The organism is Kitasatospora sp. NPDC059146 (assembly GCF_042786665.1).
GTDB lineage: Bacteria > Actinomycetota > Actinomycetes > Streptomycetales > Streptomycetaceae > Kitasatospora.
In genome coordinates, this window is the sequence record NZ_JBHZCY010000192.1 from 1 (window position 1) to 12,005 (window position 12,005).

Annotated in this window: 8 protein-coding genes, 1 pseudogene and 1 CRISPR repeat array; all 9 genes and pseudogenes read right to left on the reverse strand. The window is 70.7% G+C overall.

Going from position 1 to position 12,005, the window contains the following annotated elements:
- Nucleotides 1–15 precede the first annotated feature (15 nt).
- Nucleotides 16–696: an Arm DNA-binding domain-containing protein gene (locus tag ACFXPX_RS41525; RefSeq protein WP_380644929.1), complete on the reverse strand. Its 681-nt coding sequence runs from the start codon at nucleotides 694–696 to the stop codon at nucleotides 16–18.
- A gap of 1,783 nt (nucleotides 697–2,479) precedes the next feature.
- Nucleotides 2,480–3,725: a CRISPR direct-repeat array (repeat unit 28 nt; unit sequence GGCACACCCCCGGCCGCGCGGGGTGGAC).
- A 73-nt stretch (nucleotides 3,726–3,798) separates the two neighbouring features.
- Nucleotides 3,799–4,464 carry a type I-E CRISPR-associated protein Cas6/Cse3/CasE gene (locus ACFXPX_RS41530; RefSeq protein WP_380644930.1) on the reverse strand — a complete coding sequence of 222 codons (666 nt, stop codon included), beginning with the start codon at nucleotides 4,462–4,464 and terminating at the stop codon, nucleotides 3,799–3,801.
- Nucleotides 4,461–5,225 carry a type I-E CRISPR-associated protein Cas5/CasD gene (cas5e, locus tag ACFXPX_RS41535; RefSeq protein WP_380644931.1) on the reverse strand — a complete coding sequence of 255 codons (765 nt, stop codon included), beginning with the start codon at nucleotides 5,223–5,225 and terminating at the stop codon, nucleotides 4,461–4,463. The genes ACFXPX_RS41530 and cas5e overlap by 4 nt, the downstream gene beginning before the upstream one ends.
- Nucleotides 5,222–6,454: a type I-E CRISPR-associated protein Cas7/Cse4/CasC gene (gene cas7e, locus ACFXPX_RS41540; protein ID WP_380644932.1), complete on the reverse strand. Its 1,233-nt coding sequence runs from the start codon at nucleotides 6,452–6,454 to the stop codon at nucleotides 5,222–5,224. Before cas7e ends, cas5e begins: the two co-directional genes overlap by 4 nt.
- Nucleotides 6,447–7,001 carry a type I-E CRISPR-associated protein Cse2/CasB gene (gene casB, locus ACFXPX_RS41545; RefSeq protein WP_380644933.1) on the reverse strand — a complete coding sequence of 185 codons (555 nt, stop codon included), beginning with the start codon at nucleotides 6,999–7,001 and terminating at the stop codon, nucleotides 6,447–6,449. The genes cas7e and casB overlap by 8 nt, the downstream gene beginning before the upstream one ends.
- Nucleotides 6,998–8,563, reverse strand: coding sequence for a type I-E CRISPR-associated protein Cse1/CasA (casA, locus tag ACFXPX_RS41550; RefSeq protein ID WP_380644934.1), 1,566 nt, complete (start codon nucleotides 8,561–8,563; stop codon nucleotides 6,998–7,000). The genes casB and casA overlap by 4 nt, the downstream gene beginning before the upstream one ends.
- Before the next feature lie 2 nt (nucleotides 8,564–8,565).
- Nucleotides 8,566–10,464, reverse strand: a complete 1,899-nt coding sequence (gene cas3, locus ACFXPX_RS41555; protein ID WP_380644935.1) for a CRISPR-associated helicase Cas3' — start codon at nucleotides 10,462–10,464, stop codon at nucleotides 8,566–8,568.
- Nucleotides 10,461–11,321 carry a CRISPR-associated endonuclease Cas3'' gene (locus ACFXPX_RS41560; protein ID WP_380644936.1) on the reverse strand — a complete coding sequence of 287 codons (861 nt, stop codon included), beginning with the start codon at nucleotides 11,319–11,321 and terminating at the stop codon, nucleotides 10,461–10,463. Before ACFXPX_RS41560 ends, cas3 begins: the two co-directional genes overlap by 4 nt.
- A gap of 573 nt (nucleotides 11,322–11,894) precedes the next feature.
- Nucleotides 11,895–12,005, reverse strand: a pseudogene (locus ACFXPX_RS41565) (2-hydroxyacid dehydrogenase); the annotation flags it as partial.

Sequence of the window (12,005 nt, forward strand, 5' to 3'; positions counted from 1 at the left end):
ACGCGGGCCCGGCCGCTACGGGATCCTGGAACCGAGTCCGTGCCGCGCCAGTGAAAGCCGGACAGTTGGGGGGATTCCCCTACCGAACACCCTCTCAGAGGGCGTCCAGCAGACGCGCTCGGCGGCGCGGGGCTTGGGCGGCACGGAGTGCTCGGCCGGGTTGTAGCGCAGCCGCCACGTCCGCACCCCGTGGTTCAGGGCGTTGCAAAACATGGCCACCGCGTGGTGAACGGTGGTGCGCCCGCGGCCGGCGGCGAGCTGCGTGCTCACCCAGGCGTCGACGTGCTTGGGGCGGAGGTCGACGAGCAGCATGCCGCCGAACGCGGGGACCAGGTCGCGCTCGATGCACGCCCGGTAGCCTGCCCAGGTGTTCGGGGCCAGCCCGGGCCGCTTCGACTCCAGCCACTCGTACAGGAACAGCCCGACGCGCAGCGTCCGGTGCTCGTACACGCCCCGGTGCTCGGCATCCAGCACCCGCGCCATCTCCCGGGCCGCCTCCGCCCGGCTCGTGAACCCGCCCCGCCGCCGGGTGCGGCGCTTGCCGTCCTCCGGCGCCAGGTCCACCGCGTACGTCCACCGCCCGTGCGTGGTGTCGGCAGCCAGCCGCGGACACCACGAACCCAACTGTTTCCCGCTGGTGCCGTCCTTGCACCCGCACCTGCGGTACACCCTGCCCCGCTTGGGACGCTGCGCCATGGAACTCCTCCTCGAACCAGATGGTGTTGGCGTGTCCAGAGTGGTGGGAGTGACGGATGTGGCGGCAGAGCGTGCGGGGCGGGGCGTGGAGCACGGCAAGATCGACTGGCCGGGACACGCGCTGGCGACATGCCGCGAGGGTGATCGCGGAGCAGGTTCGGTGGGTAGGGCAGCTTGATCGCGCAGCGTCGGCGCGTACGGGGTCGCCGCTCGGAAGAGTGGCCGCCGCCCGGGAGGTAGGGGTCTGCCGGTGGGCCGTGGGTTGTCGGGCTCGTACAACCCGGAGCACGTGCGGTGCGTGGCGCCGAGCCTCGGACCGGTCGTCGAAGTGGGCGGTGGCGGGCGCCGAGAATTCCTGCGAGGCCACACGGAATTGGCGGAGTGGGATTTCTGGTGACCATTCTCTGGCTGGAGGCCGGCCTGGGCCGGATTGATTTCTCCCGGCACTCCTTGGATTCTGTTCGATGGGTCTTTGGGCGACCTGCCGGAATCACTGGGATTGATGGCCGGGGTGGCGCTACGCTTGAGCCATGAACGCCACCCGGACCCTCCGTTAAGGCCCTGGCCTGGGGACCAGCTGGGGACCACACGTCATGCCCGCTGCTGCGCGAGGTGCGCGAATCATGCTCGTCTGCACACGCACGACGTGTGCGTGAGCGCATTTTGAGGGGTAATAGGATATCCCTACTAAACTGGGGGTCAAGGGGTCGCAGATTCAAATCCTGTCGTCCCGACGTGAGTCGGAAAGGCCGTTGGCCGGGAGATACCCCAGGTCAGCGGGCTTTTGCATGACATAGCGTCAGATTCAACAAGCAGTTGTTCGCATGCGGTTGGGGACCAAGGGACCCCAAGGTGGTCGCATTCGGGGATCGAGAGGCCTCTCAAAGGCCATTTCGCACCTCGAAATTGACTACCCACGGTGACCGAGGCTGAATCGTGACCAACGATTTTCCGACACTCCATGACGCAATCCGGCCATGTTTTCGGGCAGTTGAGCGACCGCTCCCGGATCTGTCAAGACGTCAGCCGAATTCGTGACCTCGCGGGGGAGGCGTTGCGTGCCGCCTCCCGGATGCTTCCGCAGGCCCGCTCGGGGATCTGCACGCAACCCGTGATCATCTACGCACAGTGACCATCGCCGCGACGGTGCGAGTGGGAGAATCGGCCGACGACCACGAGTGCGCGGAGGCCGCGGGGTGCTGGCAGGCGAATTCCGACACAAGGGAGCAGGCCCACTGCTGGGCGCCCGACGGCCCGGTGAGCTTGGGCCCTTCGGACCGTACGGATCGGGCGACCGGGCTGGCTCGGCGACCGGCCGCCGCTCCGAGCCCGGCGAGCAGGAGAAAGGGACCGCAGATGCCGAGTCGTGACCCGACTGACGGGCTGGCGCCGCCCGTCGTGTCAGCGGACCTCCCACGGCACACCCCGGCTGAACGGGGCAAACATCGACGGCACCCCGCAGCACGAGTGGTCGCGCGGCACACCCCCGGCCGAACGGGGCGGACCAGTGCGTCACCGCCCCCTGGTACGCCATCAAGGGCACACCCCCAGCTGTGCGGGGCGGTCAACAGGCCTATCGGGGTACGGAAGTCGCCGATGGGCTCGCCCACGGCCAACGGGGCGGGCTGCATGTCCGGTTCGGTGATCGCGAACCCGTAGGGCACACCCCCGGTTGCCCGGGGCAGACGGGAGAAACTGCACCTGAAATAGGACGGGCCAGTGGCACACCCCCAACCGCTTGGGGTGGACGCGCCGTCCTGGTTGATCGCTCTGCAGGCAGACGAGAACACCCCCGGCCGTGAGGGGTTGACGGCGAAGAGGTATCGACCGGGTTCCGTGACCTTGACACACCCCCGGCCACGCGGGGCGGACACGGTGAGGCATTAGGGCCTGGGCGTCATCGAGGGCACACCCCCAGCCGCGCGGGGCGAACTGCGCGCGCTCCATGGTGCCGCCGAATTAGGCAGGTACACCCCCGGCTGTGTGGGGCGGACCTTCTGAACACCATGAACGGGTACGGAACTCAGGGCACACCCCCGGCCGCGCGGGGTGGACGCGGTCTTGACGCTCTGGCGGGGGATCGGAAGGGGCACACCCCCAGCCGCGCGGGGTGGACCTGTCGCAGCTGACCCGCACCAAGTACCGGCGGGGCACACCACCCGGCCGCGCGGGGTGGACTGCTCGGTGAAAGGACGGCTGCTGTCCCACTCGGGCACACCCCCGGTCGCGCGGGGTGGACCACGGGACCCGGGCGGTGAGGCGCTGCAGGCCGGGCACACCCCCGGCCGCGCGGGGCGGACGCCCTGGACACGGAAACCACGGGTCTCGACGTCGGAACACCCCCGGCCGCGCGGGGTGGACCCCTGGTAGTTGCCCAGGGATAGGTCGAAGGTGGGCACACCCCCGGCCGCGCGGGATGGACTCCGCCCGCGCCAGCCACGACGAACTGTACGCCGGCACACCCCCGGCCGCGCGGGATGGACTCCGCCCGCGCCAGCCACGACGAACTGTACGCCGGCACACCCCCGGCCGCGGGGTGGACCAGGCCAACTACGTACGCGACCTGATCGGCGAGGGCACACCCCCGGCCGCGCGGGGTGGACAGGCGATCGCGGGCCTGGAGTCCGGCCTGGACGGGCACACCCCCGGCCGCGCGGGGTGGACCCGGCGCCGACCCGGTAGGCCTGGGCCAGGCCGGGCACACCCCCGGCCGCGCGGGGTGGACCCCCCGTGCCCCCGGCCGAGGACTGGATTCTGGGCACACCCCCGGCCGCGCGGGGTGGACCGCCGGGGCTACAGCCGTACCAGGGCGGTGGGGGGCACACCCCCGGCCGCGCGGGGTGGACGCTGCTGCCGCACGACCGTTCGCTCTACCTGATGGCACACCCCCGGCCGCGCGGGGTGGACTGAGCTGATGACCCCCGCCGAGGCTGCCTCCCTGGCACACCCCCGGCCGCGCGGGGTGGACCGTACCCGCTCGGCCGACGTCACCGGGGAGGGCGGCACACCCCCGGCCGCGCGGGGTGGACCCTTCGTGAGCTGCGGTGTTGCGGGCGTGTCGGCGTTGCTCTGTTCAGTTGTCAAGGAGCTTAGGCCGCTAAGTCAGTTGGGTGGGGCGAGGGTGAGGAGGCCGGCGCCGAAGGCTTTGGCTCGTCCGATGCCTTGGAGGATGGCGGTGCGGAGGTGGGTGGGGTCGGTGATGGTGGCGAGGCCGTCGTAGCGGGTGAGGGGCAGGCGCATACGGGGGTTGTGGTCGGCGACGCCGGTGACGGGGGTGAGTTGGAAGGTGCTGGTGGTGTAGGGGGCGAGGCCTAGGTCTGGGGCGCGGCGGGTCCACCAGTGGGTGATGTCGGGGCCGGTGCAGGGGATGCGGTTGCGCAGGGGTTTGCCGGTGGTCTTGTCGCGGGCCCAGTGGACCGGGCAGGCGGTGAGGCGGTAGTGGACGTGTTGGCCGGTGGTGAGGTGGTCGAGGAAGGGGCCGAGTGCGCTGGTGCGGGTGGTGCCGTAGTGGTCGGGGAGGCTGGTGAGGTCAGGGGGGTCGGTGGATTGGATGAGGAGCTGCAGGCCAGTGCGGGTGGTGTCGAGGCGCCAGAGGAGTCCGAGGCTGGGGCGGGGTCCGGTGCTGCTGGTGCTGGGGGCGGTGTAGCCGTCGGGCAGGAAGAGGCGTTCGGTGCGGCGGTGGAAGCCGAGTCCGCCGTGGCGTAGGTCGGCCTGGACGTCGCGGGAGGTGGTGTCGAGCCGGATCTCGGTGAGGTGGGCGGTGGTCATGATCGTGCCTCCGGGGGTTCGGGTTGTGGGCCGTAGCGGTATTCGTGGAGCCGGGTGTACCGGGTGGCGGCGTCGCGGCCGGTGCACAGCGCGGCGGGCAGGGTGAGGGTGGAGCGGGCGACGGCTCGCTCGGCGAAGTGGCGGGCGCCCTGGGGGTCGTCGTTGAGGGTGTGGGTGGCGCGCGGGTCGCCGGGGGCGATGGTGGTGATGACGTCGACGGTCACGGGTTCGCCGGCGCGTGGGGGTTCTTGGTCGAGGGGGGCGGTTTTGAGGATGTGGGTGACGCTGCCGTGCTGGATGCCGAGGTTGTAGGGGGCGGCCGGGGGGCAGGCGCGGCGTCCGAGGTAGGGCGGGTGGACGGGGTGGTCGAGGGCGTCGGAGGCTTTTCGTAGGAGGGCGGCGGGGCCGGTGAGGACGACGGTGAAGGAGGCGTCGGCGAGGTAGGCGCGGTGGGTGATGACGGCACCGGCGCGCCGTCCGCCGTCTGCGCAGGGGACGACCTCGGCGGGGCTTTGGCCGCCGATGGTGTGGTAGTCCTCCATGGGGCTGCCGGGCCGGTCGACGCGGACGGCGATGTCGAGGGCGGCGAGCGGCCCGGGGGCTTCGTCGCGGGGCTGGCCCAGGGCGGCGCCCAGGAAGCCGATGACGCCGGAACGGGTGGGGTGGGAGGCGGTGTCGCGGTAGTCGGTGAAGCCCCCGCGGACCCCCCAGGACTGCATGGGGGCGGTGAGGCGCAGGACGAGGGCCTGACGGGTGCTCATGGCGTGGTCCCGAAGGCGGCGTCGAGGGCGGACTCGATGGCCCGGTCGAAGGTGTCGACGCGGGTGCCGAGTCCGGGGAGCTTGGTGGTGCCGGTGTAGGCGTGGACGGAGTGGACGAGGCCGCGGCCGGCCGTCAGGCGCTGGATCGCCTTCGCGTAGTCGGACAGGCGGGCGATGGAGGGGTCGGCGTGGCCCTGGCGGCCGGTGACGGGGTTGTCGAAGGCGGTGGAGAGGTTGACGGGCCGGTCGGTGCGCACGGCGAGGTGGACGAGGTCGGGCAGGGTCCAAGCGGCCGAGCTGGTCTGGCCGGTCTTCGGCAGGGTGTGGATGAACCCGTCGATGTAGGCGCGGCAGACCGCTCGTGCGAGGACGAGGTCGTTGTCGATGGCGTCGGCGAAGGACCGCAGGGCGATGGTGGAGTACATGTAGAAGGTGCCGGCGACGAGGCGCTGGTCGCCGATCAGGCCGACGCTGGGCACGTCCTGGGTCTTGGCGGCGTAGTCGTCGACCGCGACGAAGAAGTCGATCTCGATGTTGGCCTCGTGGGTGGTGAAGGCGGAGGCGACCTGGACACAGGCGTCGCGTTCGGCGCCGTTGATCTCCATGAGGGTCCGGCCGAGCAGGGCGATCGAGGCGTTGGCGCTGGCGAGCAGTCCTTCGAGATCTGCCGGGTTGGTGACGGTGCCGCCTGCTTCTTCCTGTTCCTTGTCCTTCTTCTTCGAGGCTCGGCCGCTTTGGGGCTTCGCGGTGCTGGCTTCGGCTTCCTTGAGGGCGATCTCGTAGTCGTGCTTGCGCTCGGCGGCGGTGGCCGCCATGCGGTGGGCCGTGGTGGTGGGGGTGTAGATGAGGGCGGCGGTGGCCAGGGGGTCCTTCGCCTGGATGTCGTCGGTGGAGCTGCCCAGGGACATCTGTCCGCTGCTGGCGGCGGTGAAGACGTCGAGCGCCGTGAACGTCGCGAGTTCCTCGTTCCAGCCTTCTTCCCTGACGAGCAGGTCGCGGACCTCGTGGACGAGTCGGCGGGTGCGTACGGATGCCTGGTCGGGGAGGGCTTCTTCGACGTGCAGTCGCACGGGGCGCTTCTTGGAGTAGGCGCTGATGCGCGCGCGGGTTGCTCCGCCGAGCACGACGGACTTCGGACAGCCGTCGCCGTCGAGGTTCAGCCCGGACAGTGGGATGGTTTGCAGGACGTGGATGTCCAGGAAGGCTGCAGGCACCGGGGTGTCAGTCATGATCGTCGCTTCTCTCGTGATGGTCGTGCTGCTTGATGGCGCGGAAGTAGTCCTGTTGCCAGGTGGTGCAGGTGCGGGGGCCGTCGAAGTGCCAGCTGTCGAGTTCGGCGAGCAGGCGGGCCCAGTCGAGGGGGACGCCGGCGTTGTCGGTGAGGCGCACGGCGCCGCGCAGGTCCGCGTACGGGCCGTCGGGGTTCGGCCGGACGAGCCGGTTCAACTGGTGCCGCGTGGTGGCGGGGGACATGTGCGTCGAGGCGTGTCCAAGAGCCGTGCCGATGCTGATCCGTGAGCCGGTGCCGGAACGGTTCGCGCAGCTCATCAGGGCAGCGACGGTGTAGTACGCGCGCTGGCGGCTCGGGTGTAGGCCCGGGGGCAGCCAGGGAGCGACGTACTGGTGCATCGGTCCCGGGGGCTGCTGCTCCCGCCAGGGGCCGAGCCCGCTGGCCAGTGCCCGGGGGGCGGCTCGGTCGGTGGCGATGGCGTGGGCGATGTGGTCGACGAACTTCGCGGCACGGGTGCGGCGAGGTGTGGGCGTGGTGGTGGTCATGGCGTGGCCTTCCTTGGGGGAAGGGGTAGGCGGGCGCGGGCGCGGGCGACGCGCTCGCCGGCCGAGGGGTTGCGGATGAGGTCGGCGGTGAGCTGGTCGAAGGTGTCCAGCGCGGCCACGCGCATGCGGCGTGTGGCGTCGTCGAGCCGGCCGGTGTCGTAGAGGTTCCAGAAGATGGTGTCGGCGCGGGGCCAGAAGCGCTGGGCGATGCGTGCCTTGCGGGCCCGCGCGTCGGCGGGGCGGTCGTCGAAGGCTGCGGCCAGGGCGTTGTCGAGGTGCCATTCGGCGAGGTCGGCTTCGTGGACGGCGTCGCTGATGCGCTGTGCGCCTTCCGGGTCGCGCGCGGCGGTGTGGGTGAGCAGCGGTGGTGTGGTGGTGGTCCACCACTGGTGGTCGTTGCTCTTCTCGCGGTCCTGCTCGGCGCCGACCACGCGCAGCCGCAGGGTGTCCACGACCTCGTCGGGGATCTGGTCGCAGGAGGCCAGGACCTGGGGGCGGGTCGGTGCGCGCGGTGCCCGTTGCACCTCGGTGGCAGGGTCGTTGAGCAGGACCTCCAGGTCGCGGAACAGCTGCCGGCCGCCGTCTCCCTTCACTGCGGAGGAGGGGGCGCCGCTCTCGCGGGAGCGCTGGTAGGACAGGAAGGGGTCCGGGAACGGCTCGATGTGCCCGCCCGGGTCCCGGCCGGGCTTGTGGGGCGGGTTGCGCGCTCCCCAGGTCAGGTAGCAGTCGGTGGCGAAGCGGCCGTCTGGGCTCGGCACGAGGAGGATCGCGTGCCGGAGGCGGGCGGTGAGTAGGGAGACCGGGCCCGTGGGGGAGGGGGGAGGCCGGGTCGGGTCGGTGCGTGTCGGGTTCTCCCACGGTGCGAGGTCGCTCCCGCCGTTGATGTTCGGGGCGATCAGGTGGGCGAGGAGCGTGGTGTGCAGGTCGGGGCCGATCGGGTGGTAGCCGACGGTGCCGCGCAGCACGGCGGCCATGCAGCCGGCGTGCGCGCTCACCGCGTCGTGGGAGCGGGTGCTCAGAGCTCCGCCGCTTCCGTAGTAGGCCCACATCAGGGTCTGCAGCGCCGCTTCGGCAGAGGGCACGGGGACCGCGTGGCCTTGGCTCGTGGTGTCGGAGAACCACGGTCTGGCGTTGCCGACGGCGCGTCCGATCACCAGCTTTCCGATGCCTGAGGCGCGGGGGCAGTCCTCGGTCAGCCGCGGGTCCTGGAGGAAGGGGTGGCGCCCGTGGTACAGGCGCAGGTGGGCGGCGTGCCTGCGGAAGTAGCGGTCGACGGCGCGCTGGTCGAAGCCGGTGCCGAAGAGGGAGTTGCGGCGCCGGTACCAGCTGGCGGTGCTTTCACCGGTGCGCAGGTGGTCCAGGCCGGTGACGCGGTAGGCGATGGCCGCTGCGACCCGGTAGAGGGCACCGTAGGCGATCGGATAGGGCAGGGTGAGGTCCGCGATCGAGGACGCGTCGGAGATCGTCTCGTACAGGCCGGTGCGGCGGGTGGTGCCGTCGCGGTACCGGCAGTCAATCCAGGCCCCGTGCGCCAGGTCGAAGTCGTCGGCCGGGGCGTTCATCTTCACTCCTTCGGTGTCGGGGGACGGGCCACCAGGCCCAGGTAGCGGTCGTAGAACACGGTCCATCCGGCGGCGTGCACAGGTTCTCCCAGGGCGGGGTGCACGAGCAGGACGAGTGGTCCCAGGCGCTTGTCGCCCGCCCAGCCGGCCGGGGGCTGGGCGTCGGCGCTGAGGTGCTTCTGCCAGGTGGCGTGCTGGGTTGAGACCAGTCGGTCGCGGATCGGCTCCAAGTTGTGCGGCAGGCGTGCCGGGAGCGGGAGGTCGGTGTCGGGCTCCAGGGAGAGGTGTCCGTCGGGTTGGCGCCACAGGGGGAGGATCTGGATGCTGTCGAGCCGGTAGCGGGTGGCGGCCTCCTCGTCCGTCCCGGACAGGTCCGTGAGGTCGAACAGGTCGACCAGCTCCCGCGGATGCGGGATGACCACTGGGCGGGCCGCGTCCGCCATCGCCTGCTCGCCCTCCAGGTGGGACAGCACATCCACGTCCGGGCTGTTGCCGCCCAGACGGTCCTCGAGCGCTTCCAGCAGGGACTGGACGTCTGCGGGTTCCGCGATCGCCCTGTGGCCTTGCATCAGTTCGCGACTGGCCCGCACCACGGCGGTGCTGTAGATCGCGTCCCACCGGCCGTCGTCGGGCAGACCATCGGCGGTCAGTGGCATCAGCACGGTGACCGGGACCCGGACGCGGGAGCGCTTGGTGTGGCGCCGGCCCCGGCCGGCCCGCTGGATGATCGTCGGAAGCGGCGCCAGATCGGTGACCACACGATTCAGATCCAGGTCCAGTGACTGCTCGCAGACCTGGGTCGTCACGAGCACGGCGCGCCGGGGGCGGTGGGTGCGGTCCTTGCCGAAGGCCAGCTCCACCGCCGTGGTGAGGTTGGCGCGGTCCAGCTCACGGTAGTGCGCGTGGATGAGGAAGACCTCGACGTCCCGGGGGAGGAACGCCTTCAACGCCAGTACGGTGTTCTGGGCGGAGGCTACTGTGTTGCACACGGTGAGCACGCACAGCCGCTGACGGCCACGCTCGAACAGCTGCGACACGACCCGGGCCCGGGCCCTGTCGCAGGCCGGAACCGCATCACGGCGCGTCGCCCGGGGCGAGCCTGGCAAACCGACCAACCGCACGGCCAGGAGCCTCTTCCGGCCGGTGGCCACCGCCTCCACCGTCGGGTGACCCGTGAGGCCGTCGACGTGGAACCACCCCGGGTAGGCGGGAAGGAACTCCGGCAACCGCAGACCCGGGGCGGACCCCGACAGGTAGGCCGCGGCCAGCGAACGGGCCAGCGAACGCGGCAGCGTGGCGGACATCAGCACGACCGGTACACCGAGCGCACCCCACCAGGCCAAGACGGTGCGTAGCAGGCTCTGCATGTAGGGGTAGTAGGCATGGCACTCGTCCACCACCAGAACCTTGCGGGTCAGACCGCCCATCCTTAGGACGTTGTGCCGGACCCGCAGCACCGCCAGCAGCACTTGGTCGATGGTGGAGACCGTCACCCCCGCCAGCGCTGGCCGGCCGCGGCCCTGGAGGAACTCCGGCGCGGGCGCGAGCACCAGCCCGTCGCCGTCGTCGTGGCTGAGCAGCGCGCCCTGCGGGCCACGTCCGGCCCGGCTGTGCGCCAACGTCACCGGCGACGACGCGGCCAGCGCCCGCCTCGCCCACCGCCAGACCCGCCGGAACGCCGAGTCGGTGGTGGCCACCGACGGCAGGGCCAGGTGAACCCCCATACGGGGCCCGCCCAGCCACCGCGCCGCCCACAGACCGCCCTCGGTCTTACCGCTCCCGGTCGGCCACATCAACACCAGCAGCCCCGCCCGGCCCGGCACCGCGCACCCGTGCAGCAGATCCAACAGCGACTTCTGCAACGTGTTCGGCTCGAACCGGAACCAGTCGAAGAACGTCATGACACCGGAGTCTCCTTCCACACCGGCAGACCCAGACCTGCGTCCTCCACCAATCGCGGACCGGCCACCACAGCCCGCTCCCAGTGCCGGACCACCTGCGACGGATCCCCCGCGCCGGTCAGGTGCTGCAACTGATCCACGACGAAGAAGCGTTGAGAGGCCAGCCAGTCAGCGAGCACTACAACCTCCCCAGCCAGCACCGCAGCCTCCACCGACAGCACCGGCGGCGGATCCGGAGCGCCCATGGTCTCCGCGACCGCGACCAGGTGGGCAAGCCGCTGCTCCTCCCACCGTCCTTCTCCCAACAGCCGCGCTGCGAGGGCTGGATAGCGCAGGAGGTTGCGGTGCGGCTGCGGGAAGATCCGTCCGTGGTGACCGCCGAGCAGCTGGGCTAGCCGGCGTGCGGGCGCGGTCACGGGCAGACCGTCGCCGGTGCCGTCGTAGCCGTGCAAGGGGAGTTGTACGGCCAGGTAGAGCTGGGTGGCCTCGCCGTGGGACAGGCCTCGCACACCCGAAGGCAGGGGCGGGTAGCCTTTCAACTGGGCAAATGCCGCACGCACCTTGACCTGGAAGCAGGCGCCGATCTTCCCGATGTCGTGCCAGCCCGCCCAGCAGGCGAGGAGTGATCTGGCTCGCCCTCGGTCGGTCCCGGAGTCGGGATCCAGGCCCAGTCCAGCGGTGAACGTCCGCTGTTGGCTCTCGGACATGTGCAGGTCCCACAGGGCCAGGCAGACGGCCGCGGTGTCCAGCAGATGAGCGAAGGCCGGATAGGTCAGGCCATCCGGTAATCCGTCCTCTTTTGACCACAGTATGCCGTCTATCACCCACTTTGAAGTGAGTTCCGTACCTATGCTCATACTTCGATGATAGGAGCCTGTGTCGGTGTCCGGCGGGCGTCCGTGAAGCGGCTGAGCCCGCCGCGCGGACCCGGTGCTCCCTGTCCGACGTGCGCCGTCGGTGCGGACGGCGCACGCCGAAGGCTTCGAGGTCTCGCATATGTCGGGTGCCGGAGAGACCGTAGGCTTTATGGGCTGCCTCAACGCGGTTCGTCCTGCTGTGGGGTGGATATCGTTCAAGGTTTTCCGCCCACCCGCAGACATCCCGCTTCAACCCCTCGGGTCAGCGGCGAAAGCCGCGCTTTGGGTCGCGGGCTTCGACATTGTCGAACGGCGTGAACCAGGCGGCGGGGCGCATGTTGCTGATGCCCATGGCGATGGTGGTCATGAGCGTAGGTGTCGGCCGAGCAGCACTCGGCGTGCGCACTGACCAGCGTGATCGCCGCATCCCAGTCGCGACGTTCCTCGGCTTCCTTGGCCTGCGCAACCCATTCCGCGGCACAAGTATCGCTGAGCGGCAAGCAGGTCCGCATCGAACAAGATCGGTTCAACGAGCCAGTTCGAGCGAGCGCTTACGAATCGCCCTCTATAGGGTCAGCCTCTCGGTACCAGGGTGTTCTCGTTGGTGCGGCCGGCGGCGTAGTCGTCGATGTTGCGGGCGGTGGCGTCGATGATCTGGCCGACGGCGGTGTGGGTGAAGTAGGC